Origin of the sequence: Nocardiopsis mangrovi, from assembly GCF_042653925.1 — a bacterium.
Taxonomy (GTDB): domain Bacteria; phylum Actinomycetota; class Actinomycetes; order Streptosporangiales; family Streptosporangiaceae; genus Nocardiopsis_B; species Nocardiopsis_B mangrovi.
In genome coordinates this window covers 1-26,149 of record NZ_JBHSFQ010000029.1, presented here as the reverse complement: position 1 = coordinate 26,149, position 26,149 = coordinate 1, and the positions used below count along the sequence as shown (strand labels likewise).

Annotated in this window: 23 protein-coding genes and 1 pseudogene; 19 read left to right on the top strand and 5 right to left on the bottom strand. The window is 72.0% G+C overall.

Annotated features, from left to right (window positions below):
- Positions 1–89: 89 nt before the first annotated feature.
- The 4 genes from ACFO4E_RS23495 to ACFO4E_RS23480 form a co-directional block, all read right to left on the bottom strand.
- Positions 90–2,345: a bifunctional SulP family inorganic anion transporter/carbonic anhydrase gene (locus ACFO4E_RS23495; protein WP_378578322.1), complete on the bottom strand. Its 2,256-nt coding sequence runs from the start codon at positions 2,343–2,345 to the stop codon at positions 90–92.
- A gap of 778 nt (positions 2,346–3,123) precedes the next feature.
- Positions 3,124–4,569 (bottom strand): HD-GYP domain-containing protein, encoded by a 1,446-nt coding sequence (locus ACFO4E_RS23490; protein WP_378578319.1) that lies wholly within the window; start codon positions 4,567–4,569, stop codon positions 3,124–3,126.
- A 496-nt stretch (positions 4,570–5,065) separates the two neighbouring features.
- Positions 5,066–5,920: an SDR family oxidoreductase gene (locus ACFO4E_RS23485; protein ID WP_378578318.1), complete on the bottom strand. Its 855-nt coding sequence runs from the start codon at positions 5,918–5,920 to the stop codon at positions 5,066–5,068.
- 144 nt (positions 5,921–6,064) lie between these two features.
- The gene (locus ACFO4E_RS23480) at positions 6,065–6,451 is read right to left on the bottom strand and encodes a VOC family protein (RefSeq protein ID WP_378578316.1); all 387 of its coding nucleotides are present in this window, start codon (positions 6,449–6,451) and stop codon (positions 6,065–6,067) included.
- Between the two features lie 291 nt (positions 6,452–6,742).
- Here ACFO4E_RS23480 and ACFO4E_RS23475 point away from each other — a divergent pair, with 291 nt between their 5' ends.
- The 16 genes and pseudogenes from ACFO4E_RS23475 to ACFO4E_RS23400 all read left to right on the top strand — a co-directional run bounded on the left by ACFO4E_RS23475 (position 6,743) and on the right by ACFO4E_RS23400 (position 22,717).
- On the top strand, positions 6,743–7,696 hold the full coding sequence (locus ACFO4E_RS23475; protein ID WP_378578314.1) for a hypothetical protein: 954 nt from the start codon (positions 6,743–6,745) through the stop codon (positions 7,694–7,696).
- Between the two features lie 42 nt (positions 7,697–7,738).
- Positions 7,739–9,097, top strand: a complete 1,359-nt coding sequence (locus ACFO4E_RS23470; RefSeq protein WP_378578312.1) for an MFS transporter — start codon at positions 7,739–7,741, stop codon at positions 9,095–9,097.
- On the top strand, positions 9,094–10,089 hold the full coding sequence (locus tag ACFO4E_RS23465; RefSeq protein ID WP_378578311.1) for a hypothetical protein: 996 nt from the start codon (positions 9,094–9,096) through the stop codon (positions 10,087–10,089). Before ACFO4E_RS23470 ends, ACFO4E_RS23465 begins: the two co-directional genes overlap by 4 nt.
- A 17-nt stretch (positions 10,090–10,106) precedes the next feature.
- Complete coding sequence (locus tag ACFO4E_RS23460) at positions 10,107–11,795, top strand: thiamine pyrophosphate-binding protein (protein WP_378578310.1); 1,689 nt, start codon at positions 10,107–10,109, stop codon at positions 11,793–11,795.
- A 16-nt stretch (positions 11,796–11,811) separates the two neighbouring features.
- On the top strand, positions 11,812–13,020 hold the full coding sequence (locus tag ACFO4E_RS23455) for a CaiB/BaiF CoA transferase family protein (protein WP_378578308.1): 1,209 nt from the start codon (positions 11,812–11,814) through the stop codon (positions 13,018–13,020).
- Positions 13,020–13,736 carry a GntR family transcriptional regulator gene (locus ACFO4E_RS23450; RefSeq protein WP_378578306.1) on the top strand — a complete coding sequence of 239 codons (717 nt, stop codon included), beginning with the start codon at positions 13,020–13,022 and terminating at the stop codon, positions 13,734–13,736. Before ACFO4E_RS23455 ends, ACFO4E_RS23450 begins: the two co-directional genes overlap by 1 nt.
- The gene (locus tag ACFO4E_RS23445) at positions 13,733–15,157 is read left to right on the top strand and encodes a xylulokinase (RefSeq protein ID WP_378578304.1); all 1,425 of its coding nucleotides are present in this window, start codon (positions 13,733–13,735) and stop codon (positions 15,155–15,157) included. The genes ACFO4E_RS23450 and ACFO4E_RS23445 overlap by 4 nt, the downstream gene beginning before the upstream one ends.
- A 161-nt stretch (positions 15,158–15,318) precedes the next feature.
- Positions 15,319–15,852 (top strand): annotated as a pseudogene (locus tag ACFO4E_RS23440) (DUF5753 domain-containing protein); the annotation flags it as partial.
- Positions 15,842–16,012, top strand: coding sequence for a DUF397 domain-containing protein (locus ACFO4E_RS23435; protein WP_378578303.1), 171 nt, complete (start codon positions 15,842–15,844; stop codon positions 16,010–16,012). The pseudogene ACFO4E_RS23440 and the gene ACFO4E_RS23435, both read left to right, overlap by 11 nt.
- 27 nt (positions 16,013–16,039) lie before the next feature.
- Positions 16,040–16,246, top strand: coding sequence for a DUF397 domain-containing protein (locus ACFO4E_RS23430; protein ID WP_378578301.1), 207 nt, complete (start codon positions 16,040–16,042; stop codon positions 16,244–16,246).
- Positions 16,247–16,309: 63 nt separating this feature from the next.
- Entirely contained in the window at positions 16,310–16,486 is a 177-nt protein-coding gene (locus tag ACFO4E_RS23425; RefSeq protein WP_378578299.1) for a DUF397 domain-containing protein, read from the top strand.
- Between the two features lie 169 nt (positions 16,487–16,655).
- Positions 16,656–19,250 carry an FAD-binding oxidoreductase gene (locus ACFO4E_RS23420; RefSeq protein ID WP_378578297.1) on the top strand — a complete coding sequence of 865 codons (2,595 nt, stop codon included), beginning with the start codon at positions 16,656–16,658 and terminating at the stop codon, positions 19,248–19,250.
- A 70-nt stretch (positions 19,251–19,320) separates the two neighbouring features.
- Positions 19,321–19,731, top strand: coding sequence for a TOBE domain-containing protein (locus ACFO4E_RS23415; protein WP_378578295.1), 411 nt, complete (start codon positions 19,321–19,323; stop codon positions 19,729–19,731).
- The gene (gene modA / locus ACFO4E_RS23410) at positions 19,724–20,554 is read left to right on the top strand and encodes a molybdate ABC transporter substrate-binding protein (protein WP_378578293.1); all 831 of its coding nucleotides are present in this window, start codon (positions 19,724–19,726) and stop codon (positions 20,552–20,554) included. Before ACFO4E_RS23415 ends, modA begins: the two co-directional genes overlap by 8 nt.
- 238 nt (positions 20,555–20,792) lie before the next feature.
- Positions 20,793–21,623 carry an ABC transporter permease gene (locus tag ACFO4E_RS23405; RefSeq protein ID WP_378578416.1) on the top strand — a complete coding sequence of 277 codons (831 nt, stop codon included), beginning with the start codon at positions 20,793–20,795 and terminating at the stop codon, positions 21,621–21,623.
- Complete coding sequence (locus ACFO4E_RS23400; RefSeq protein WP_378578291.1) at positions 21,620–22,717, top strand: ABC transporter ATP-binding protein; 1,098 nt, start codon at positions 21,620–21,622, stop codon at positions 22,715–22,717. The genes ACFO4E_RS23405 and ACFO4E_RS23400 overlap by 4 nt, the downstream gene beginning before the upstream one ends.
- Here ACFO4E_RS23400 and ACFO4E_RS23395 read toward each other — a convergent pair.
- Complete coding sequence (locus ACFO4E_RS23395) at positions 22,705–23,631, bottom strand: helix-turn-helix transcriptional regulator (RefSeq protein ID WP_378578289.1); 927 nt, start codon at positions 23,629–23,631, stop codon at positions 22,705–22,707. The two genes, ACFO4E_RS23400 and ACFO4E_RS23395, sit on opposite strands and share 13 nt — an antisense overlap.
- 236 nt (positions 23,632–23,867) lie before the next feature.
- Between ACFO4E_RS23395 and ACFO4E_RS23390 the strand changes: the two genes are divergently transcribed.
- From ACFO4E_RS23390 to ACFO4E_RS23380, 3 genes are read left to right on the top strand one after another with little or no spacing between them, the layout of a single operon-like run.
- Positions 23,868–25,274: an MFS transporter gene (locus ACFO4E_RS23390; RefSeq protein ID WP_378578286.1), complete on the top strand. Its 1,407-nt coding sequence runs from the start codon at positions 23,868–23,870 to the stop codon at positions 25,272–25,274.
- A 29-nt stretch (positions 25,275–25,303) separates the two neighbouring features.
- Positions 25,304–25,633, top strand: a complete 330-nt coding sequence (locus ACFO4E_RS23385; protein WP_378578284.1) for a carboxymuconolactone decarboxylase family protein — start codon at positions 25,304–25,306, stop codon at positions 25,631–25,633.
- 51 nt (positions 25,634–25,684) lie between these two features.
- Positions 25,685–26,029 carry a (R)-mandelonitrile lyase gene (locus tag ACFO4E_RS23380; protein ID WP_378578282.1) on the top strand — a complete coding sequence of 115 codons (345 nt, stop codon included), beginning with the start codon at positions 25,685–25,687 and terminating at the stop codon, positions 26,027–26,029.
- The last annotated feature ends 120 nt before the right edge of the window (positions 26,030–26,149 follow it).

Below are 26,149 nucleotides of genomic sequence, written 5' to 3'. Positions count from 1 at the left end.
GAATCCCCCGCCGGGTCGGGGATGCGGGCCCGCGACCGAAGCCGAACGCCCCCGGGAATCCGCCGTCCCGGGGGCGTCGGGCACACGGCTCAGCCGGAGGGCGTGCCGCTCGGCGTGTCCCCCGTGCGCAGCGACCACCGGCCCGGACGCGAACGCGGGCGCGGGACCGGCACTTCGTCGGCGCCCGCCGCGCGGAACTCCCCCGCGGCCTCGTCGAAGATGTGCAGCCGGGCGGTCGGGATGTCGTAGTGAAGCGCGATCAGCTCCAGCTCACCCGCCGCGACCCGGTCGCGCACGCCGGGATAGGTGCGCAGGTTGGCGATCTGCTGGAGGACGTTGGCACGGCTCATCTCGTGCCACGCCTCGGCGCGGCCGTGCGCGTCGGGGCCGGGCGCGGGATCGGGCCGCCCGACCCCGCTGAGGGCGAACCAGGAGCGCAGCGCGGACGAGGGCGCTTCGCCGTCGAGCATGGCCGCCGCCGCGCCGCACTGGGAGTGCCCGCAGACGGCGATGGAGCGGACTCCGAGGACGTCCACGGCGTAGTCGATGGCGGCCTGCATGCCGGCCTCGACATCGGGAGCGTCGTGAGCGGGCACGATGTTGCCGACGTTGCGGATGGTGAACAGGTCGCCGGGACCGCTGCCGGTGATGAGGTTGGGCACGATCCGGGAGTCGGCGCAGGCGATGAGCAGGGTGTGCGGCTTCTGCCCGGCGCTGAGCTCGGCCATGACCGTTCCCAGCCGGGGCGCGACGGCGTCGTGGTAGTCGCGGGCCCCGGAGATGAGCAGCCCCGAGGCGAGGGTGTGCGCCTCCTCCCCGCGCACGCGCGGACGCAGCCACGGGCGCACGGACAGGAGGGGCGTCTTCTCGCGGGGCGGCTTGCCGGTGACCGCGCTCTCGTACCAGTCCTCGTGGAGTTCGTCGATGTCGACGGCGCCGCCGGTGCGCTCGTGGGACTGCCGCCAGGAGTGGATGGCGTCGAAGGCGGCGTTGTCCATGAAGTCGACGCTCAGGTCGAGGTCGACGTCGCTGCCCGGCGGGATGGTGTTCAGCGCGGAGGTGACCCGGGGCACGGCCAGGAAGGTCAGGGATCCGCGGATGATCGCGTGGTGGCGGTCGCCGGCCGAGGTGATGATGACGGTCGCCCGGGTGAGGCGCTTGAGGGCGACGATCATGGTCACCGCAAGGCCGATGACCACGCCCTCGACCAGGCCGAACAGGACCACCGAGAGCAGGGTGACCAGGTAGACGTGCCGTTCGCGGTGCGCGCGCAGGTTGCGGATGTGCGCGAGGTCGACCATCTTCATGCCGGTGAAGACGAGCAGCCCGGCGAGCGCCGCCATGGGGATGTACTCGATCAGCGACGACAGGGTGGCGACGAACAGCACCACCCACACGCCGTGCAGGATCGCCGACATCGGGGTGCGCCCGCCCGCCTGCACGTTGGCGGTGCTGCGGACGATGACGCCGGCGACGGGCAGCCCGCCCAGTGTTCCGGACGCGAGGTTGGCCGCGCCCTGGCCGATGAGTTCGCGGTCGAGCCGGACGCGGCGGCCCGCGTGCTGGCGGTCGACCGCGACCGCGCAGAGCAGGGACTCCACGCTGGCGACGAGCGCGATGGTCGCCACGCCCACGCCGATGGCGGCGTAGTCGCCCTGCGGGAGGATGGGCGCGATGCCGAGCCCTTCGGAGAGGGCGGGCAGGCTGACGCGCTGGACGTCCATGGACATCACGATCGAGACGCCCGTGGCCAGGGCGATCGCCATGAGGGGTCCGGGGATGCGGCGCACGGGGAAGCGGCGCCACTCGGGCAGCCGGCTCCACACGAGCAGGACCAGGATGGTCAGGACGCCGACGGCCACCGACTCGGTGTGGTTGGTGAGGATCTGGCCGGGCAGCTCGCGCAGGTTGACCAGCGGGGAGCTTTCGGCCGCGCCGCCGAGCACCACGTGGATCTGGGCGAGGGTGATGGTCACGCCGACGCCGGCGAGCATGCCGTGCACGATCGCGGGCGAGACCGCCAGCGCGGCGCGGGCGATGCGCAGCGACCCCAGCACGATCTGCACCACGCCGGCGAGCGCGGTGATGAGGCAGGTGACGGCCCACCCGTGGGCCGCGATGAGTTCGGCGACGATGATGGTCAGCCCCGCTGCGGGGCCGCTGACCTGGACCATCGACCCGCCGAACGCACTGGCGACGATGCCGCCGATCGCCGCTGCGATCAGGCCGGCCACCAGGGGTGCGCCTGAGGCGACGGCGATGCCCAGCGAGAGCGGAACGGCGATGAGAAAGACGACGAGTGACGCGGGGACATCGTGGCGGAGGTTTCCGATCCCGCGCAGCACGCGGTTCCTCGGGCTATTGCCGGCGGCGGCGGACGAGTGTACGCCGTCTGAAATATGCATGGGACTCCCTGGTGTCGAGTGTCGGCAAAGAGGGAGAGCGAACAGCGTAAAGCGTATCCATGGCAGCGCACCCGGACTCATCGCCCGCGTTCCGCCACGCCGAGAAAGATGAATGCGAACTGAATTCGCGGTGAGTACCGCACCTTATCTCCGCGCCGGGAGGGACCCGGGAAAAGAAGTTCCAGCATTAACGAATATCACATGTCAGCAGCTCACATGGCCCACGATGGGCACATCCCATGTCCGAATTGACCTCAATGGGCAATATGCAGGTATTGCCACTCCTGCGAACATGATCACCAATGCGGCATTGATTCTCGGTCGGTGAACTTTCATTGTGGCGTCGGCCACTCACCCTCGAATCCCCGCCAACCGACCCATTTCTTACAAAAAACGCGCACCCGCAATCGACGAATGGGGCGAACCCGGACACACACCCGTGCACCGCCACACCGCGCAGCCGAGCACCACCGCCCCACGAGGGGGGCCATGTAAGGTTTGCCTGGCCTTGCTCTTCCTCCGCTTCCCGGTCCCGCCGGGCCGCCCCCTCCGCCGGGCGCCGCGGCACCGCCACCCCCACGGCAAAGGACGCGACACGCCATGGCCGTCCACCCCGGGTTCGTCGGCGACGCCGTCGAGAGCGCGGCCGCGCCGCCCGGGTCAGCGCCATCGAGCAGGTCTCCCCGGGCCTGCTGCGGGTCCGCTTCGACACCCGGCCCTACTGGGCGACCGGCCGCACCGGGCTGTGGGCCGGCCCCCCGGCGGCGGGCCGCGCGCGTCCGGACCGCGGCCGGGCCTCCCCCGGCCCCGCGTGCTCCGGCCTCTCCTCCCGCGGCCTCTCCCGCGGCCTGTCCTCCTGCGACCGGGCGCCCACGGACCGCTCGCCGACGGACGGGGCGGACGTGCCGATGCCGTCGGGAGGCGTCCAGCCGTGCTCGCGGATCGCCCGGACGAGGGCGTCGACCATCACCGGGTCGAACTGCGTGCCGGCGCAGCGGCGCAGCTCCGCCAGCGCGTCCTCGATGGGCCACGCCTTGCGGTAGGAGCGGGTGGTGGTCAGGCAGTCGAAGACGTCGGCGACGGAGACGATGCGCGCGATCTCGGGGATCTCCGCTCCGGCGAGCCCCTTGGGGTAGCCGCGGCCGTCCACGCGCTCGTGGTGGTAGAGCACGCCTGACGCGGCATCGCCCAGGAAGTCGATCTCGCGCACGATCTCATGGCCGCGCATCGGGTGCAGCCGGATCGCGGCGAACTCCTCGTCCGTGAGCTTGCCCGGCTTGCGCAGGACACGGGTGGGCACGCCGAGCTTGCCGACATCGTGCAGCATGCCGGCGTAGCGGATGGTCTGCACGCGTTCGGCGTCCATCCCCAGCTCCTGGGCGATCATCCCGCTGGCCGTGGAGACGCGCAGGCAGTGCCCGCGCGTGTAGCGGTCCTTGGTCTCGACGGCCTGGCACAGCGTTGCCAGGGTGGCGTCGTGGGCGCGCTGCTCGGCCACGCTCTGGCGGAAGGCCCAGCGGGCGATCGTCAGCGGGACCAGGACGAGGACCACCGCCAGGGCCCCGACGACCTCCCAGATGGCGACGATGGACAGCCCCAGCATGCCGAACCCCAGCGACGACAGTTCCAGGACAGCGAGGGGCCGCCACCGGATGCGGCTGGGCCGCATGACCGGGACGACGCCCAGCAGGGTCATCAGGACGGTGATCAGCACCATGTTGACCAGCGTGAAGGCCAGGATCGCCGCCGCGAACGGCAGCAGGATCGCGGGAAAGCAGTCGCGTTCGGGCACGCCGAGGTCGCCGCCCAGCAGCACGAAGGCGTTCCCGGCGGCGTAGCCGGCCAGCGCGAACTGCCCGCCATTGAACAGCCGCTTGATGATGCTCTGGCGCCGCAGGACCAGGAAGGACCCCATGCCCACGATGGCGGCGCCCACGGGGCCCACCAGCACCACCGCCGCCAGCGACGCGATCAGGCTCGGTGAGATCCCGGTGCGGCCGGTGCCGACCATCGTGACGATCGACTCGGCGACGACGAACAGGACCAGCAGGCAGGCCAGGGTCGCGGGGTCGATGGGGCCGCTGGGGCCCAGGGTCACGGCCACCGCCGCGAGGGAGACCACGAGGCATACGTACACGCGGGCCGTGCCGGGCAGGGAACCCATGTTCCGACCTCCGATCTCGCGGCCCGGGGCGGCCGCGCGGCTCCCCGGTGGGAGCGGCCGGACCGGGGGGAGGGGTCGGCGGCGGCGCGGTCCCCGGGGGGCGAGGGGGGACGTCCGGCGCATAAGGTACCGCCGCTCACTCGTGGTGACCAGGGACCGTCGTCGGCCGGTGCGGCCGCGGCGGCCGCTTCGGCCGCACGCGGTGGCGGCGGGCCCCGCGGAACGCGGCGCGGTACGGCCGCTCAGGCGCGCGGCACGGGCGCCCGCCGCCGGACGGCGCCCGATATCCGGCGTTCGCCACATCCGCCCCGGGGCGAACCGGGTAGTCCAGGTTGTGCGTCACGGCGGGACGGCACCGGCGCTACCCCGTCCCGGCCGAGCAGGCCACGCCCCCGGCGAAGAGGCGGCGGGGCCCTCCCCGTCGGAACGGGCGGAAGGGCTCCGCCGATCGCAGCGGGAGGGCGGTGCGGCCCCGGCGAGTGCGGTGCGGCCCCGATCAGGACGGGAGGGCGGCGGCGATGCTCGTGGCGATGGGCGTGGTGGGGCGGCCGATGAGCTCGGCGAGGTCGCCGTTGCGGCGGGCCAGCAGGCCGCGGGCGATGGCGCCGTCGATGCCGACCACCGTCTGGACGGCGGGGGCGGGCAGGCCCGCGTCGTCCAGGATCCGCGCGTGTTCCTCGGGGGTCACACTCGTGTAGCGGACCTCCTTGCCGGTCTGGCGGGAGATCTCGGCGGCGAGCTCGGCGAAGCTCCATGCCTCGTCGCCGCTCAGCTCGTAGACGCGGTTCTCGTGTCCGTCGCCGGTCAGCACCGTGACAGCGGCGGCGGCGTAGTCGGCGCGGGACGCGGAGGCCACCCGGCCCTCGCCGGCACTGGCCAGGATGGCGCCCTGTTCGAGGGTCCGACTGAGCTGCTCGGTGTAGTTCTCGTTGTACCAGCCGTTGCGCAGGAAGACGTACGGGAGCCCCGAGTCGAGGACGGCCCGCTCGGTCCCCTTGTGGTCGTCGGCGAGCGAGAAGTCGGCATCGGGACCGCCGAGGACGCCGGTGTAGGCCAGCAGTGCGGCGCCCGCGTCCTTGGCGGCGTCGATGACGGCCCGGTGCTGCGGGATCCGCGCGCCGACCTCGTTCCCGGAGATCAGCAGCACCCGGTCGCCCGGACCGAATGCACCCTGGAGGGAGGCGGGGTCCCCGTAGTCGGCGACGCGCACCTCGACACCGCGCGCGGCGATGTCCGCCGCCTTGTCCGGGTTGCGGACGACGGCGGCGATCTGATCAGCGGGGGCGCGCTCCAGCAGCCCATCGACGACATGGCGCCCCAGCGCGCCGGTGGCTCCGGTCACGACGATCACGATCGTGCTCCGTTCCGTGGAAGGGAAAGCGGGGCCGCTTCCCGAGAAGAGTGCTTTCTATTCAACAGTACAAACCATAAGTTAGCACTCCTCTCATTCGGTCCCGGAGCGGGGGCGCCGGCGGCCCCCGCGGACCGTCGCCCGTCAGGGCCGGCGTCCGGCGAGGACGCAGAACTCGTTGCCCTCCGGGTCGACGAGTACGACCCAGCTCTCCTCGCCCTGCCCGACGTCGGCGCGGCGGGCACCCAGGCCGAGCAGGCGACGGACCTCCTCGTCCTGCTCCCTGTCGGTCGGGTTGACGTCGATGTGGAGCCTGTTCTTGGCGGTCTTGCCCTCGGGCACGCGCGCGAACGTCACCACCGGCGGCACCGGGCCGGGGCGGTCCTTGCCTTCGGGCACCAAGGGGGAGCCGATGGCGACGAACCCGTCTTCCTCCTCCCGCACCTCGTAGTCGAGGACCGCGCACCAGAACCGGGCGAGACCTTCGGGATCGGCGCAGTCGATCGCGAGTTCGGTGAACTTACTGGCCATGTCGGGACCTCCCGGTCGAGTGGTTGCGAGAGAGGCCGGGCCACCGGGCGGGTGCCCGTCTCACGTCGAGGCGGTGGCGCCGGAACGGCCTCCCGCTTCCCATGGTCCATGGCCCGGGAGCGGGGTGGCGGTCCTTCCCGACGTCGTTGCGGCGACGGCCGCCCGACGAAAGCCAGGACACACTCCCCTGTGACCCTTGACACTCTCCAGATGCCGGACGTAACCTCCCGTCTAGTTGTCTAGACAGATTTTGTTGACCACGTCCTGCTTCACTTCGACGGAGGACCACCCATGGCATCCCTCAAGGAAGCCCGTTACGAGCTGGTCGAGATCCCCGAGCGCTTCGGGCCGGTCACCCTCGACGTCGACCGGCAAAAGGTTTTGGACTACGCCTACGCCCAGCACGACTTCGGCGACTGGTACTTCCGGGAGTCCCCGTTCGGCGGGCCGGTCGGGCACCCCCTGGTGCTCGCCAACGACCTGCTGTTCCTCTTCTACCAGGGCTACGACGGCAACACCGCCCAGGGCCTGCACACCCACGAGACGCTGCGCTTCCGCTCGCCGGCCGCGGTGGGCGAGACGGTGACCGTCGAGGGCGCCTACACCGAGAAGTACGAGGCGCGGGGCCAGGGCTACGTCACCCTTGAGGCCACGGCGCGCGGCGCCGACGGCCGCGTGCTCGTCGAGCACGTGGGCAAGGAGATCATGCGTACCGTCGCCGGCGACATCGTCGGCAAGGGCCGCTCCGCGGAGTCCGCCCGCAAGCGCTCGGTGCTGGCGACCGTCGACGCCGGCGTGCCGGCGATCACCGTCGCCGTCCACGGCGCCCCCGAGCGCGCGGGCATCCCCGCGCGCACCACCGCCTTCACCCAGGACCAGATGTCGGTGTTCTCGTGGGCCGGCAAGGGCTTCGCCAACGTGCACACCAGCCTCGCGAAGGCCGCGGAGACCGGCCTGGACCGCACCATCGTGCAGGCCCAGCAGCAGACCGGGCACATCATCGCCAACCTCGTCGACGTGTTCGGAGCGAGCTGGTTCACCAGCGGAGAGCTGGACCTGCGCTTCGTCTCGCCCGCCTACGTCGGCGACGCGCTCACCACCACCGGCGCGGTCCTCGGTGAGACGGAGGACGGCCGCCTCGAACTCGAAGTATGGGTCGAGAACGGCCACGGCACCAAGACCGCCGTCGGCTGGGCTTCGGCCCGGATCGACGATGCCCCGGCTCGCCCCGTCCAGCTGATCTGACCGGCGTGTTCCGGTAGCCCCGGACGTTCAGAGGAATCGACCATGCCCAACACCGACGCACCAGCCCCACACACACCGGCGGAACGCGCCAGGCTCGCCCGGCGAGCGGCCGTCGCCAGCCTCGTCGGCACCGCCGTCGAGTGGTACGACTACTTCATCTTCGGCACGGCCTCGGCCCTGGTCTTCGGACCCCTGTTCTTCCCCAACCCCGACGACCCCATCATCGGCACCCTCTCGGCGTTCGCCGTGTTCGGTGTCGGATTCGTCGCCCGGCCGCTCGGCGCCGTCGTCTTCGGACACTTCGGTGACAAGTTCGGCCGCAAGGTCGCCCTCATCACCACCCTGATGATGATGGGCGTGTCCACCTTCCTCATCGGCCTGCTGCCGACGGCCGAGCAGATCGGCCTGTGGGCGGCGGCGCTGCTGGTGCTGATGCGGCTCGCCCAGGGCTTCGCGGTCGGCGGCGAGTGGGGCGGGGCCTCGCTGGTGGCCGTCGAATACGCCCCGGAGGACAAGCGCGGCGCCTACGGAAGCTTCCCGCAGATCGGCAACGCCGTGGGGCTCGTGTTCTCCACCGGCATCTTCGCCGTCGTCTCCATGCTCCCCGACGACCAGCTCTTCTCCTGGGGCTGGCGCATCCCCTTCCTGCTCAGCGCCGTGCTGATCGTCGTGGGCCTGTTCATCCGCTTCAAGCTCACCGAGACCCCCAGCTTCCAGGCCGCGCAGGAACAGCTGCAGAACGCACGGGAAGCCGCGCAGGTCAAGGAGAAGATGCCGCTGGCCGAGCTCTTCCGGAACTTCAAGAAGCCGCTGCTGCTCGCCATGGGCATGCGCCTGGGTGAGGCGGTCTTCGGCTACATCGTGCTGACGATCGGCCTGACCTTCGTCGAGAACTACACCGACATCCCGCGCACGCAGGTGCTGATCGCGTCGTCGATCGCCGCCGGCTTCGCCATCTACACCTACTACTTCTTCGGCAAGTACAGCGACAGGATCGGCAGGCGCACGGTCTTCATCTTCGGTTCCGTGTTCGGTGCCGCCGTCGTCTTCCCGTTCTTCTGGATCCTGGCCGCCGAGAACATCCTGCTCATGTACGTGATCTACACGCTCGCATACGCCATCGGCGTCGGCGCGGTGTACGGCGTGGAGCCCGCGTTCTTCTCCGAGCTGTTCGGTACCAAGGTCCGCTACACGGGCGTCTCCCTGGCCGCGCAGATCCCGTCCATCCTGGTCGGTTTCTGGCCCTTCCTGGCCACCGCGCTGTTCGCCGCCACCGACGGCGACCCGTGGCCCATCGCGGCGCTGACCGTGGTCTGCCTGGGCATCGGCCTGGTCTGCGCCTACCTCGCGCCCGAGACCAACCGGACCGACATCAACGACATCGGGGAGGACGCCCGATGAGCCCCGCGGACGCCCGCCGCGACCTCACCGACCCCCGCACGGCGGCGACCGGGGCGGACCCCGAAGCCGGCCTGAAGGAGCCGCTCTTCGAGAACCTGGAGATCCCGGAGAAGCTGGGCCCGGTGACCGTGCGGGTCGACGACCACAAGATCAAGCGGTTCGCCTTCACCCAGGACGACCACCACCCGTGGCACCTGCACTCCAGTCCCTTCGAGGGCAGGCGCATCGGCCACGCCGCGCTGCTGGGAAACGACCTCGTCCAGCTGTTCACCACGGTCTACGCGGCCAGCAGGGTGGTCGGCCTGCACACCGAGGAACAGCTGTGGTTCGACTCCCCGGCGTTCCTCGACGAGGCCGTCACGCTGCAAGGGACCTACACGGAGTCCTACGAGCGGCGCGGCCAGGGCTACGTCGTCATGGAGGCCACCGCAACGGGTGACGACGGGCGCAGCGTGCTGCGCCACCGCGGGGTCGAGATCCTGCGCACCCGGCCGGGTGACATCGCGGGCCGCGGCTCCTCGACACCCGCGCCGGACGCGCGCCGCGTCACGGGCCACGTCCCCGCCGGCGCGCCCGCGTTCGACCCGGCGGCGCCGCGGCCCGGCCAGGTCCTGGCCCCGCTGGCCAAGACCATCACCACGGAGCAGGCCGCGGTGTTCTCCCGCGTCGGCGAGTACGTGCGCAACATCCACAACGACCTCGGCCTCGCCCGCGAGGCGGGGATGCGCGTGCCGATCGTGCAGGGCCAGCAGCAGTTCGGCGTGCTCGCGGAACTGCTGACCCGGGCCGTCGGCGCCGCGTTCTTCACCGGCGGGTGGATGCGCGTCAAGTTCCTCAACACGGTGGACGTGCACGAGCCGATCGAAGCGGGCGGCGTCGTCACCGCGGTCGGCGACGACACGACCGAATTCGAGATCTGGGTGCGGCGAGCCGACGGAAGGCTCAGCACCGCGGGGTGGGCGAGCGCCCCCCTCGCAGCGACCAACGAGTGACAACGAAAGTGATGGTAATGACGGAGATGACCGGCGGCGAGCTCGTCGTCAAGATGCTGGAATCGCTCGGAGTCACCCACGTCTTCGGCGTGGTCGGCGGGCAGACACTCGCCATCAGCGACGCGATCATCGACACGGACGCCATCGAGTTCGTCCACACCCGCCACGAGAACGCGGCGGCGGTCATGGCCGACGCCTACGGGCGGCTCACCGGCCGTCCCGCCGTGGCGATCTCGACCACGGGGCCCGGTGCCACGAACCTGCTCACCGGCGTCGGCGGGGCGTTCCGCGACTCCAGCCCCGCGATCATCATCACCTGCAACAACAACGGCGAGAACATCCACAAGGACGACGCGCAGAACGCCGACCACGTCGACATCTTCCGCAACTACGTGAAGTACGGGCGGCTGGTCGCCCACCCCACGTCGATCAAGCAGGCCATGGAAGAGGCCTACATCAACGCCATGACCGGCAACCCCGGCCCGGTGCACCTGGACTTCGCCCGCGACACCATCGAGCAGCCGGTCGAGAACCCGCCGGAGGTGCCCGCCGTGCACCCGGCCCGTTCCTGGGTGGGGTCGCGCCCCGTTGCGGCGAACGGCCAGGTCGAGGCGGTCGCCGCCCGCGTGCTCGCGGCCGAGAAGCCGGTCATCTGGCTCGGCAACGGCGGCAACCGCGGGAAGGCGTCCGACGACGTCCTCGCGCTGGCCGAGGCGCTGAACATCCCGGTCATCACCACGTTCAACGGCATGGGCGCGGTCCCGACCACCCACCCGCTCGTCTTCGGTGCGCTGAGCCGCATGGGGACCGACCTGACCACCCGGGTGATCGGCGAGGCCGACCTCGTGCTGGCGCTGGGCAACAGCCTCAACGCGGTCTCCACCACGCGCTGGCGCCGCCGGCTGCCCGAGGTCGTGCAGGTCGACATCGACCCGGCCATGATCGGCCGGTACTACGCCGACGTGACCACCGGTGTCGTCGGCGACGTCGCCTCCTTCGCCCGCGACCTCACCGCGGCCACCGCGGCGCAGGCCGATCGGGCGCGCGGCTCCCGCGCCGACTGGATCGCGGAGCTGCAGAAGGCCGAGAGCGAGTGGTGGGAGCTCAGCGCCTCCGTCGAGCCCGAGAACCCGGGCACCGTGTCGCCGGCCGTCGTCGTGCGCGCGCTGAGAGACGTCACGCCCGAGGACGCCGTGCTGATCCCCGACGCCGGCAACCCCGGGGTGTGGTCGTTCCTGTGGGAGATGCCGGTCCCCTACCGCTACATCAAGCCGGTCGGGTTCGGGAACATGGGCTTCGCCCTGCCCGCCGCGATCGCCTCGGTCTCCGACGCCCCGGAGCGGCCCGTGCTGGCCCTGATCGGGGACGGATCCCTCGGCATGAGCCTCGGTGAACTGGAGACCCTCGCCCGGGTCGGCGGCCCCGTGGTCGTCGCGGTCCTCAACGACTCCAGCTACGGCAACATCCGCCAGGAGCAGGTCCTGCACTTCAACGGGCGTACCGTCGGCGTGGACTTCCGGGACGTGGACTTCGCCCAGGTGGCCCGCGGCATGGGGCTGGACGGGATCCGGGTGACCGACCGGGAGTCGATGGTGCGCGCGGTGCGCGAGGGGTTCGCCTCCGGAGCGCCCCTCGTCGTCGACGTCGTGCTGGACCGCGAGGCCAACGCCTGGACCTACGAGGCGTTCACCCCCTACGCGGGCTGACGGCGAGGAGGCCGACATGGAGCACAAGGACAGCGGGAGCACCCCGGGACCGCTCGACGGCGTGAAGGTCCTCGACCTCTCACGCTTCATCGCGGGCCCATTGTGCGCCCAGATCCTCGGGGACTTCGGCGCCGAGGTGGTGAAGGTCGAGCGCCCCCGGGGCGAGGACTCCCGCCACCACGGGCCGTACTGGCGGGGCGAGAGCATCTACATGTTCCTCTACCACCGCAACAAGCAGGCCGCGACCCTGGACACCCGCCACCCCGACGCCAAAGCGGTCCTGGAGGACCTGGTGCGCTGGGCCGACATCGTCGTGGAGAACTTCCGGCCCGGCACCCTGGAGAAGATGGGGCTGGGGTACGAGCGGATGAAGGAGCTCAACGAATCCGTCATCCTCGTCTCGATCTCCGGCTTCGGGCAGACGGGGCCGGACTCGCGCCGGGCCCTGTTCGACGCGATCTCCCAGGCGTCGTCCGGTCTGATGAGCATGACGGGCGAAGCCGACGGCAAGCCCACGCTCAGCGGGACCTACATCGCCGACTACACCACCGGCTACCAGGGGGCGATCGGGGCCATGGCCGCGCTGGCCCACCGGGAGCGGACCGGTGAGGGCCAGCTCGTCGACGTCGCCAGCTACGACACGATGTTCTCCGCGCTGGGCACCCGCCTGATCGCGGAGCTCATGCTCGGGCTGGAGATGCCCCGGTCGGGGTCGCGCGACCTGCTCACCGCGCCGGTGAACGTGTACGAGGCCGCCGACGGTCCGATCTACATCCAGGCCGGGACGGCCTCGCTGTTCCCGAAGCTCTGCTCGGTGATGGGCCGCGACGACCTCTCCACCGATCCGCGCTACGCCACCGTGGAGGGCAGGATGGCCGACCAGGCCGCCCTGGAATCGGTGATCCAGGACTGGGCCGGACGGCTCCCCCGCGCGGAGATCGCCCGCCGTCTCGACGAGGCCGGGGTGCCCTACGCCAACGTCGCCAGCGTCCGCGAAGCCGCGGCCTCACCACAGCTGGCCGCGCGTGGCATGATTGCCGAGGTGGAACATCCATCCCTGGGAACGATCCGCATGCCCAACAATCCCATTCACATGGAGAAGTCACCGCCCACGGTGCGCAAGGCACCGCCGCAGGTGGGCGAGGACAACGACCATGTGTACGGGACCATTCTGGGGCGCAGCGCCGAAGAGATCCACCGGCTCCGTGCGGAGGGCGTCATCTGATGGCGCGAAGCGTCCTCTACCGAGTGATCTATGACGACATCTCCTCGCAGATCACCTCGGGCGCACTGAAAGCCGGCTCGAAGCTGGAGAGCGAGTCCGAACTCGCCCGCCGGTACGGGGTGAGCCGGATGACCGTGCGGCAGGCTCTCGACCTGCTCTTCACCGATGAGCTGGTCACCCGCAAGCGCGGCAGCGGCACCTACGTGCGCGAGAACCCGCGCCGCGGACGGCGGCTCAACCGGCTGCGCTCGTTCGCCCAAGAGCTCGCCAGCCCCGAGGAGGCCGTCACCAGCCGGGTCCTCTCGGCCACGGAGGAGAAGGCCCCGAAACAGATCGCGCAAGGGCTGGGCCTGGAGATCGGCGACGCCGTCAACCGGATCAAGCGGCTGCGCCTCGTCGGCGGGGTGCCGGCGGCGGTGCAGGAGGCGTGGGTCCCCTACGCCGTCGCGCCCGGTCTGGCGCGGGACCCGCTGGTGGAGGGCTCCCTCTACCGCACCCTGACGGAGAAGCACGGCCTGAAGCTCCGCTGGGCGGATCAGACCATGACGGCGGCCCTGCTGGAGCCGGCGGAGGCGGAACTGCTCTCGGCGACGATCGGCGGGGCGGTGCTGCACTCCCTCCGTGTCACCTACTCCGACACCGAGCGCGCCGTGGAGTACACCAACAGCTGGACCCTTCCGGAGTTCCCGCTCCTGCTGCGGATCGACGCCGAATGAGCGCCGCGGAACCCGCCGTCGTCGCCGTCGACGTCGGTACCTCCGCCGTGCGGTCCGGGCTGTTCGGCCTCTCGGGCCGGCTGCTGCGCTCCGCACGGGTGGCGCGTACGGCCAGCGTCGGCGACGCCTTCGACGCCGCCGAACTCTTCGCCGAGGTCGGCGCGTCGCTGCGCGAGCTCGACGTGGATCGCCGTCCTCGCGCGCTGTGCGTCTCCGCGCACATCGGCAGCGTCGCCGTTGACGCGCGCCTCGACCCGGTGCTGCCGGCGGGCGGGTGGGCCGACACCCGCGGCCTCGGCCTGCTCCACCGCATGCCGGATGCGCAGCGGGCGGGACTACTCGCCAGGGGCGGGCGTCCCGCGCTCTCGGGCGGGGCCCTCGCCCTCGCCCTGGAGCTGGCGGAGTCCGGTCTCGGGGAGCGCGTCCGCGCGCTGCTGAGTCCCAAGGACTTCCTCGTGACGCGGCTGACCGGTCACGTGGCATCGGACACCGTGGACGCCGCCTACACCCTGGCCTCCGATGTGCGCACCCGGTCCTGGCAGTCCGGCGCGCTGGGGTCGCTGGGACTCCCGGAGGGCTGGTTCCCGCCGCAGGTGGAACCCACCGTGGTGGTCGCGGGGCTGCACGCCGCCGGAGCCGAGCACACCGGCCTGCCGGAGGGGACCCCGGTGGTCTCGGGCGGTCCCGACGGTTCGGCCGGAATCGCGGTGCTGCTCGGCAACACGTCGTCGGGGATCGCGGACGTGGCGGGGACGACCGATGTCCTCGCCCGCCTGATCGACGATCCCGCCCGTGCCCGGGTCGGTGCCGTGGTGAATCCGGCCATGGTTCCCGGGATGTGGACCGCCGGTGGTGCGACCGGGATGACCGGCGGCGCGGTCGCACGGTGGCGGTCGCTGGTGGGAGCCGTCGACGACGAGAGGCTCAGCGCCGTGCCGGTGGGCAGTCGCGACCTGCTCGTCTTCCCCGGTCTCTCCGGTGAGCGGTTTCCCCGCTGGCGGCCCGATACGCGGGGAGCGCTCGTGGGCCAGACCTCGGACCACGGGCCGGCGGAGATCCTGCGTGCCGCGCAGGAGGGGGGCGGCTTCACCGTGCGGGAGGGTGCGGATCTGCTGGATCCGGGTCGGGAACTGCCCATGCTGTTCGCGGGTGGGTCGGCGCGTTCGGCACACGTGGCGCGGCTGCGCGCGGACGTCCTCGGGCGGCCCGTTCACGTCGCCGACGACCCCGATGTGACCCTGCTCGGCGCGGCCGCCCTCGCGCTGGTGGGGATCGGCGAAGTTCGGGACCTCGACGAGGCGCGCGACCGGCTCGGCCTCACGTTCAGCGTGGTAGCGCCGGACGATCGGCGGAGTTCCCGCTACGACGAGGTGTTCGCCCGTTGGATCGCGGCCCGGGAGTCCGGCCTTCCGGCCGTGTAGCCCCCTGATCGGATCCCGCTCAGGATCGCGTACCGACGGCAACCTGCTGCCCTGCCCCGCCCCCTCACTCGGGGCAGGGCAACAGACGATCAGGCCGAAACAGCGGAGGCGCCGGGCCATGAGGTTCCGCCGCCCCAGGTGTCGGCCAGGTCACGCGCTCCGAGGAGCGAGCGACAGAGATTCGCAGTTGGGCCCCCGTCCTCGTACCCGGATTCCTCCAGGTCGAGGGCTACGCCCGTTCGATCTTCAGAGTCGGACGGCCACTCGATCCTCCTGAGCACATCGAGCGGCTCGTGATGGGGCGCATGAACCGGTTTCGCACGCTGACCCGGCCCGGTGGTCCGGCGCTGTGGGTCACGCTCTGTGAATCGGTACTTCTTCGCAAGGTCGGCGGGGCCGAATCGATGCACCAACAGCTCAGCCGCTTCATCGACCTGGCAGAATCGGGGCGGGTCCGGATTCAGGTCGTCCCCTTCGAGACCGACGACTCTCCAGGGAATTCCGGCCCCTTCCGTGTCCTGACCACGCGGGAGGGCGCCACCTTGATCTACGGCGATTCGACGGGCGGTGGGAGCATCCTTGACTCTCTACCTGAGGTCCGGCGTCATGTCGCCCTGTGGGGGGAGCTGCAAGCCGTGGCTTCGCCCCCTGCGGCATCACTGAAGATGATCAGGAAGGTTCGAGATGAACTCTGAGTTCCACAAGAGCAGTTACAGCGGCGCGTCATCGGAGTGTGTGGAAGTGTCGGAGGGCACCGTGACCCTGATTCGAGACACCAAGAGTCCCCGCGCCGCCATGCTGTCCTTCCCCACCCGCGAGTGGATCGCCCTCCTCTCCGACATCGACGCGCTATAACCCATCCGCCTCCCGACCCTGCCTGGCATGGTCTGCGCGCAGCGAGGTGATCACGTGCTGAACGAGACATGGACCAAGTCATCCTGGTCGAACGCCGGCGGCTCGTGCGTGGAAGCGCGTACGGACGGGGCGACACGAGTTCAGATGCGGGACACACTGAACAGAACGCTCGGCACTTTGACGTTCCCCCGACGAGAGTGGACCGCCCTCCTCTCCGACATCGACGCCCTGTAACCCCCTCCGCTCCCCCGGCCCCAACGAGTCCGCGAAGTTCATACGAGAGGTGAAGGGACGGCTATGAGCGCCCCGAACTGGCATAAGTCCAGCTACAGCGATGGCAACGGCGGCCACTGCGTCGAGGTGGCGGAGGGGCTGTCCACCCTGGTGCGCGACACTCGGCACAGGGAGCTCGGCAGCCTGGTGTTTCCGGCACGCGAGTGGACCGCCCTCCTCGCCGACATCGACGCCCTGTAGCCCCTCCTACTCCTCCCGGCCCTTGTCTCTCCCCCGAGGCAGGGGCCTTCGGTGTGTTGGGCCAAGTGAATGAACAGTGCGTCCCCATTGGGGTTGTTTTGGCATGGTTTGCGGTAGACGCCCGGCCGCAAAGGCACCGCCGCAACGGCATGAAGGGCAGGTGAGCGGCATGGCAACGCAGACCAAGACCAAGAGTCAACCATCGAGCATCACGGACAGGGGCGGGATCAAGGTCATGGAGGGGGACCGGCGCTACCCTTCCCTGTGCCGGGGCTTCAACCCCCGCTGGAGCTCACGCCCGGAGTACGTGCGGCTGGTGCGTTCGAGCGACGAGGCCCGCTACGCCTTGGAGCAAGCCGTCCGAGAACGACCCAAGGTCGCCAAACGCGACCGCATCACGGTCCGTGCGGGCGGCCATTGCTACGAGAACTTCGTCTGTTCCGATGACGTCCGGGTCATCATCGACGTCTCGCTGCTCGACGGGATCTACACCGAGAAGCAGAAGGGCCCCAAGGGCGAGGACGTCGTCTGCGTCGAGGCCGGTGCGACCAACGGGGACCTGCGCAAGCGGCTCTTCCTCGCGACCGGGAAGACGCTCCCGGGCGGCTCCTGCTCCACCGTCGGGATGGGCGGGCACATCCCCGCCGGAGGCTTCGGCCTGCTCTCGCGGCAGTTCGGCCTCACCGTCGACTACCTCTACGGGGTGGAGGTCGCCGTCGTCGGCGCCGACAAGAAGGTGAAGCTGGTCAAGGCGACCGCCGACAGCAAGGACCCCAAGCTCAAAGAGCTGTGGTGGGCCCACACCGGAGGCGGCGGGGGCAACTTCGGCCTCGTGACGAAGTTCTACCTCCACAACCTGCCCACCGCGCCCAAGCACGTCCTGCTGTCGGCCGGCGGCTGGCCGTGGAAGGACGTCCGCAAGGACGACTTCACCCGGATCGTGAACAACTTCGGGGGCTTCTGGGACAAGCACCGGGGCATGCGCGACGAGTTCTCCGCCCTGTTCGGGATCCTGCTCCTGACGCATCGCAGCAAGGAGCAGATCGGGCTCATCGCGCAGATGGACGCGTCCGTTCCGCACGCCAAGGACCGGATGAACGCGTTCCTCAAGGCGATGGACCGGGGGCACAAGCCGAGGTTCATGTCGCTCGACAACGCCTACGGCGAGTACCCGGCCCTCAGCTCGCTCACCACGCCCGCCAAACTCACCTGGAACACCACGGACAAGACGCTCGATCCCGTGGACAACCTGAGCTGCGGCAAGCACAAGTCCGCCTACCTGCGCAAGCCCATGGGCAAGGAGCAGATCGAGGCGATGTGGAAGGCGCTGGCCGGGGAAGGCACGTCGGTCAAGCGCAACGCCGTGGTCCAGGTCGACTCCTACGGCTCCGCGATCAACCGCCCGAGGAGCAGCGCCACCGCCGCCTACCAGCGCGACTCCATCATGAAGATCCAGCACCAGATCTACTGGCCCGCGCCCGGAAAGGGCGTCGACGAGCTGAAGTGGATCCGCACCCTGTACCGCAACATGTTCAAGTCGACCGGCGGGGTGCCCATCCCGAACGGGACGGGCGAGGACCGGATGACCGACGGCTGCTACATCGGCTACCCGGACGTCGACCTGAGCGACCCCAAGTGGAATTCGTCCTCGTACAGCTGGCACGACCTCTACTACGGGCCCGGGAACCACTACACGCGGCTCCAGCAGGTGAAGGAGAACTTCGACCCGCTCGGCATCTTCCGCTTCGCGCAGTCCGTCATGCCCTACACCAAGACCGGGGTGAAGCTGCCACGTCCGCGCCAGGCCGAGGGCGCCGCGGCGGGCACGAGGGCGGCGGCCCGTCCGGCCCGTGCCGGCGGGGGACGCGCGACGGCGACCGCCCGGGCCGCGGGCACGCGCGCCGGGGGCACGCGTGGTGCCGCGAAGGCCGCGGGCACGACCCGCTCCAGGCCGGCCGCCGCACGCAGTGCGGCGGCGAAGACCGGGGGGACGACCCGAACGCGGGCCGCCACTCGCGGTGCCGCGCCGAAGACGGCGGGCACGACCCGGACGCAGGCCGCACGCGGAACGGCGAAGACCACTCCGGCACGCGGTGCCGCGAAGGCCAAGACGACCCGCGCACCCGCCGCCGCGAAGAGCGGCCAGACCCGCACCACCGCTCGGACGACGACTCGGGCGTCCGCCGCGGCCAAGAGCGGTCAGACCCGCACCACCACGCGCGCGACCCGCACGCCCGCCGCCGCGAAGAGCGGCCAGCCGCGTACCACCGCTCGGATGGCCCGGGCGTCGGCCCCGGCCAAGGGCGGACAGAGCCGCACCACATCCCGCGCGACCAAGGCACCGGCCGCCTCGAAGAACGGACCGTCCCGCACGACGGCCCGGGCCACCCCGGCGTCGGCCGCCGGAAAGGGCGGGCAGGCACGCACGACCGCCCGGTCGACCCGGGCACCGGCCGCGGCGAAGAGCGGACCGGCCCGCACCACATCCCGCGCGGCCAGGGCGCCCGCCGCCGCGAAGAGCGGACCGACACGCGCCACCGCTCGGATGGCCCGCGCGTCCGCCCCGGCCAAGGGCGGCCAGTCCCGCACCACCACGCGCGCACCGGCCGCCGCGAAGAGCGGGCGTACCCGCGCCACCGCTTCGGCGGGGCGGACGCGGGCCGCCGCCCAAGGTGGACGTGCGCAGGCCACCGCGCGCACCGGAGCCGGACGTGCGGCGGCGCCCGCCGCGCGCGGTCGCGCCGCGGCCGCGAAGAAGGGATGACCGCCACGGCCCGTATCTGCGGGCGCAATCCACAATGGATCCTGGCATTTGCCAGGTATATGGTTTCCTGGTGTCGATTCTTCGAATCAGCGAGGTCGCCGATCTCGTCGGCGTGAGCGCGGACACCGTGCGGCGGTGGGTCGACTCCGGTCGGCTCGCCGCCGTGCGTGATCCGCACGGCCACCGCCGGATCAGCGGAGCAGACCTCGCCGCGTTCATGCGGTCGGGGGCGGCCGACGACCCGGCCCGCCGCTCCTCCTCCGCCCGCAACCGGTTCCGCGGCCTGGTCACCGCCATCGTCCGCGACGGCGTAATGGCCCACGTGGAGATCCAGGCGGGCCCGCACCGCGTCGTGTCGCTCATGAGCCGCGAGGCCGCCGATGAGATGGGACTCGACGTCGGCACGGTCGCGACCGCGGTCGTGAAGTCGACGAACGTCATCGTGGAGACCGGAACCCCCTCAGGAGCGCGTCATGCATGAATCCCCCCGCCACTCCTCCCCCGCGTTGCCGCGCCGCGGCCTGCGGGGCACCCCGGTACTGGCCGCGGCGCTGCTGCTGACCGCGGCCGGCTGCGGGCAGGTCGACGACGGCGATTCCGCGGCCGCGGGTGACGGGAGCGCCGCCGCCGAGCGCACCCTGACCGTCTTCGCCGCGGCCTCCCTCACCGAATCCTTCGAGGAGCTGGGCACCCGGTTCGAGGAGTCGGAACCGGGGGTCACCGTCGAGTTCAACTTCGCGGGCAGCTCGGAACTGGCCCAGCAGATCAACGAGGGGGCGCCCGCCGACGTCTTCGCCTCGGCCAACCCCGCCAACATGGACCTGGTCGCCGAGGCGGGCGGCGCCGACGGCGAACCCGCCGTCTTCGTGCGCAACATCCTGGAGATCGCCGTCCCGCCGGACAACCCCGCCGGCGTCGGGGAACTGGCCGACCTCGCCGGGGAGGACGTCTCCGTGGCGCTGTGCGCGGTGGAGGTCCCCTGCGGCGCGGCGGCCCAGGCCGTGCTGGACGACAGCGGCGTGGAGATCACCCCGGTCACCGAGGAGGAGGACGTCCGCGCCGCCCTCACCAAGGTCGAGCTCGGTGAGGTCGACGCCGCACTCGTCTACCGGACCGATGTCATCGCCGCTGAGGGCGCCGTCACCGGCATCGAGTTCCCCGAGGCGGAGTCGGCGATCAACGACTACCCGATCGCCGCCCTCGCCGAGGCGCCGGAACCGGAGCTGGCCCGGGCGTGGGTGGAGCTGGTGACCTCCGAGACCGGCGCCGAGGTCCTGGGCGACGCGGGGTTCCGGACCGTATGACCCGCGAGGCGGCGAACCGCGCCGCCGGACGCCCGCGACGGGGCGCTCCGGCGCCCCCGCCACGACCCCATGAGGCGCCGGACGGCGTGGCCGGGCTCCCGCGATCGGCCCCTCCGGTGTCCCCGCCGGGACGATCCCGCCACCTGCCGGACGGCGTGGCCGGGCGCGCCCCACGGGCCGCCCGCCGGATCGGGCCGCGGTGAGCGGGACCGACACCGGCCCCCGCACCGGTCCCCCCGTGCCGTCCGGCGGAGCCGTGCGGGGTGCCGGGCGGCGTTCGCGGGTGCGGTCGGGGCGGTTCCCGTGGCTGCTCGTGGTCCCGGCGGTCATCGGGATCGCGTTCCTGGTGCTGCCGTTCGCCGGGCTGCTGATCCGCGCCCCTTGGTCGACCATCGGCACCCGCCTGGCCATGCCGGAGATCCGCTCCGCCCTGCTGCTGTCGCTGAGCACCGCGACCGCGGCCACGGTCATCGCGCTGGCGCTGGGGGTGCCGCTGGCCTGGCTGCTGGCGAGGACCGGGTTCCCCGGACGGCGTGTGGTCCGGGCACTGGTCACGGTGCCCATGGTGATCCCGCCGGTGGTCGGGGGGGTCGCCCTGCTGCTGGCGCTGGGCCGCCGCGGCGTCGTCGGCCAGTACCTCTACGACTGGTTCGGCTACTCCATGCCCTTCACCCCCGCGGCCGTGGTGGCCGCGCAGGTGTTCGTGGCCATGCCGTTCCTGGTGGTCAGCGTGGAGGGGGCGCTGCGCAGCACCGACCGCCGGTTCGAGGAGGCGGCGGCTACGCTGGGCGCGACGCGGGCGGTGGTCTTCCTGCGCGTCACCCTGCCCTCGGTGCTGCCGGGCGTGGTGGCCGGGGCGGTCCTGTGCTGGGCGCGGGCCCTGGGCGAGTTCGGCGCCACGATCACCTTCGCCGGCAACTTCCCGGGGCGCACCCAGACCATGCCGATCGCGGTGTACCTGGCCATGCAGTCGAGCCCGGAGTCGGCGATCGTCCTCAGCCTGGTCCTGCTCCTGGTGTCGCTGGTGATCCTGGTGAGCCTGCGCGAAAGATGGGTGAGCCCCCTGTGATCCCCACCGTGGACCCCGCCGGCCCGGCCGGCCCGGCCGCCGCCCCCGTTGCGCTGGACGCGCGGGTGGTGGTGCGGCGTCCCGCGTTCGCCTTGGAGGCGGAGGTGTCGGTGGCGGCCGGCGAGGTGCTGGCGCTGCTGGGGCCCAACGGGGCCGGGAAGTCCACCGCGCTGCGCGCGCTGGCGGGACTGGTGCCCATGCGGGAGGGCCGCATCGAGCTGGACGGGCGCGACATCACCACCGTGCCCACCGAGGAGCGGCCCATCGGGATGGTCTTCCAGGACTACCTGCTCTTCCGCCACATGAGCGCCTTGGAGAACGTGGCGTTCGGTCCCCGCTGCCGCGGCGCGGGCCGGGCGCAGGCCCGGCGCATCGCGGCGGAGCTGCTGGAGCGCATGGGGCTGACCGCGCACGCCGCGGCCCGCCCCGCGGCGCTCTCCGGCGGCCAGGCGCAGCGGGTGGCCCTGGCGCGCGCCCTGGCGGTCGAGCCGCGCCTGCTGCTGCTCGACGAGCCGCTGGCGGCGCTGGACGCCCACACCCGGGTCACGGTCCGCGCGCAGTTGCGGCGCCACCTCGCCGGTTTCGACGGCGCGACGGTGATCGTCACCCACGACCCGCTGGAGGCGATGGTGCTCGCCGACCGGGTGACCGTGGTCGAGGACGGATCGGTGGTGCAGACCGGCACCCCGGCCGAGGTGGCGCGCCGTCCGCGCACAAACTACGTGGCGCGGCTGGTGGGCCTCAACCTCTACCGGGGGCACGCCCGCGGCGACGGCGACGTTCTGGTCGGCCCCCCGGGGCGCGAGACGCGGCTGGTGGTCGCGGGGACCCCGCGGGGCGAGGTGTTCGCCGCCTTCCCGCCCCGCGCCGTCGCGCTGCACCGCACGGTGCCCGGCGGCACGCCGCGCAACACCTGGCGCGTGGTCATCGACGGCGTCGAGCGGTTCGGCGACCAGGTCCGCGTGCACGTCGACGGCGAGCTGGCGCTGTCCGCCGACATCACCCCGGCCGCCCTCGCCGACCTGCGCCTGGCGCCCGGCGACACCGTGTACGCCGCCGTGAAGGCGGCGGAGGTGTCCTGCTACCCGGCCTGATCGGCGTTCTCCGGCGCCGGGGGCGTCGGGTCCAGGACGTGGGCGAGGCCGGCCTGGCCGGAGTCGGCGGCCCAGCTGGCGAGGAGCTTGAGCGCGTCCTCGTCGCGGGATCCGGGTTCGGCGCTCATGGCGGTGACGACCAGCGAGGGGTGCGCGGGCAGGTGCATGGCCTCGAAGGCGAGGGTGACGTCGCCGACGACCGGGTGGCGGACGCGCTTGGCGCCGGTGTGGTGCAGGCGCACGTTGTGCTCGGCCCAGGCGGCGCGGAATTCCCCGCTGCGGGTGACGAGCTCGCCGATGAGGTCGGTCAGCCCTTTGTCGTGCGGGTTGCGGCCGGCCTCGGTGCGCAGCAGGGCGACGGTGCTGTTCACCGACCGCTCCCGGTCGTGGCCGAAGAACGCGCGGCCGCGGGGGTCGAGGAACGTGAACCGGGCGAAGTTGACCGGCGGTCTGCGGCCCTCTGCGAACAGCGGCGCGTACAGGGCGTAGCCGAGCCGGTTGGCGGCGAGGAAGTCGAGGCGGCTGTTGCGGATGAACGCGGGCGCGTCGGTCATGGCGTCCAGGATCCGCTGCACGGCGGGCGGGACCTGAGTCTGCGGCCGGGCGGGGCGGCGGCGCTGCCGGTGTGTGGCGTTCGCGGCGCGGGCGAGGTCGTGCAGGTGCTCGCGTTCGGCGTCGTCGAGTTCGAGCGCGCGCGCGAGGGAGTCCAGGACCGATTCGGAGGCGCCGGCGAGGTTGCCGCGCTCCAGGCGGACGTAGTAGTCGACGCTCACCCCGGCGAGCACGGCGACCTCTTCGCGGCGCAGGCCGGGGACGCGGCGGTTGCCGCCGTAGGCGGGCAGGCCCGCCTGCCGCGGGCTGATCCTGGCCCGGCGCGAGGCCAGGAACTCCTTGATCTCGCTCCTGTTGTCCACGCCTTCCAGGCTAGGTCGGCTTTGCGTGGTCTGGGGGGTTCCGTTATTACCTGGGACAACTTTACCTTCTCCGTCCGCGTGACCAGCGGTTTCATCGGTAGTGCCCCAGGGGGCGGCCATCGGCCGCGAACCGGGCAGGGGCGCGGGCGAGCGGCGCCGACCGCTGCCGTACCGTGCCCGCCCCGGCCCTACCCCCGTCCGTTCCGTCCGACTCATTGGCGCAGGGAGGTGTATCGATGCCGACCACGGGTTCCGCCGCGCGGCCCGCCGCCGATCCGGCGGCCGGGACGCGGGGCCGGCGGCCGGCGGCGCTCGCCGCCGCGGTCACCGGCTTCTTCGTCATCACCCTGGACGCCACGATCGTCAACGTCGCGCTGCCCTCCATCCGCGCCGACCTGGGCGGCGGCATGGCCGGCCTCCAGTGGGTGGTGGACGGCTACACGCTGGTGTTCGCGGCCCTGCTGCTGTCGGCGGGTGCGCTCACGGACCGCATCGGCGCCCGCCGCTCCCTGACCGCGGGCCTGGCGGTGTTCGTCCTCGCCTCCGCCGCCTGCGGCCTCGCCCCCGGCCTCGGCGTCCTGGTGGCCGCCCGGTTCGTCCAGGGCATCGGCGCGGCGGCCATGATGCCCGCCACCCTGGCCCTGATCCGCGCGGCCTACGACGACCCGGCCGAGCGCGCCCGCGCGATCGCCGTCTGGGCGATGGGCGGTGCGGCGGCCGCCGCCTCCGGGCCGGTCGTGGGCGGCCTGCTCACCGAGGTGAGCTGGCCGCTGATCTTCTTCATCAACGTGCCCGTCGGCGCCGCCGCGCTGCTCCTGCTGCTGTGCGCCACGGCGTCGCCGCTCAGGAAGGCCCCCTTCGACTGGGCCGGGCAGCTCGCCGCCGTCGCCGCGATGGGCGGGCTCACCTTCGGGGTGATCGAGGCCGGCGCCGCGGGGTTCACCGCGCCCCGCGTCCTCGCCTCTCTGACCGTCGCGGTCGCCGGGACGGCCGCCTTCCTGCTGATCGAGGCGCGCGCCGCGCACCCGATGGTGCCGTTGGAGCTGTTCCGCGACCGCGCGGTGGTGATCGCCGTCGCGCTCGGCTTCGCGTTCATGGTCGCCTTCTACGGGCTGCCGTTCCTGTACAGCCTGTACTTCCAGCAGGTGCGCGGTCTGTCGCCGATGGCGACCGGGCTGGCGTTCGTCCCGATGCTGGCGGTGGCCTCGTTGCTGACCCCGGTCGTGGCCCGGCTGGTGGAGCGCATCGGCCGCAGGGCGTCGATCACCGCCGGCCTGCTCGTGATGAGCGCCGGAGTGGCCGTCCTGGCGGTGCTCCCGGCGGCGGCACCGGTGTGGCTGGTGGCCGTGCTGCTGTTCCCCGTCGGCCTGGGCGGTCCGCTGATCATGCCGCCGATCACCGCGCACCTGCTCGACAGCGTCCCCGCCCACCGCGCCGGCGTCGCCGGCGGCATCCTCAACACCGCCCGCCAGGTCGGCGGGGCTCTGGCGATCGCGGTCTTCGGAGCCCTGCTCGCCGGCCCGGCGGGTTTCACGGCCGGCGTGCGCGCCTGCCTGGTCATCACCTGCGTCCTGCTCGTGGCCACCACGGCGGCGACCCCGCTCCTGGGACGCCGCCGGCAGGGCGCCGCCCACGCGTCGTAGCCGACCTCGCATGCGAAGGAGTCCCGCACATGGCGAAGCAGACCGCGCCCCGGCACCTGGCCGGGCTGGCACCCAAACTGGTGCAGCTGACCGACGATGTGCTCTTCGGTGACGTATGGGAGCGCCCGGAACTGTCCCCGCGCGACCGCAGCCTGGTCACCGTCGCCACGCTGGCGGCGCTGCACCGGACCGAACAGCTCGGCTTCCACCTCAAGCTCGCACTGGACAACGGCCTGACCGTGGAGGAGCTCGCGGAGGCGATCACGCACCTGGCGTTCTACGCCGGGTGGCCCGCCGCGATGACCGCGGTCAACCAGCTGCACGGCATCGTCGACGCCGCCGACCCCCCGACGGCCTGACCCGGGTCCCGGCGCACGCCGATTCATGCGAGGAGAGGAGAACGAGGAGCCATGGAACTGCTGAAACGCCCTGCGACGGCCAAGCTGCCCGCGCAGTGGTTCACCGGCGACGCCTACGCGGACGTCGTCTACCGGGGCGAGGACCCCTCACGCGCGCGGGCGAACGTGGTCCGCTTCGCCCCCGGTGCCCGCACCGCCTGGCACAGCCACGGGCTGGGCCAGGCCCTCTACATCGTCGACGGGATCGCGCTGATCCAGTCGCGCGGCGGGGGCATCCTGGAGGCCCGCCCCGGCGACGTGGTCTGGACCCCGCCCGGCGAGGAGCACTGGCACGGCGCCGGCCCCGACCGGTTCATGACGCACCTCGCGCTGTGGGAGGGCGACGACGTCGACTGACAGTGATGATGTTCTTGGTGACGCTGCGGGCGGGTCTGACCCGCCGACTGACTGACGTCTCGACTGTCCTGTTTGGGATTTGTCGGCCCGCCGGGCGTCACCACGCACGCGGCCGGACGG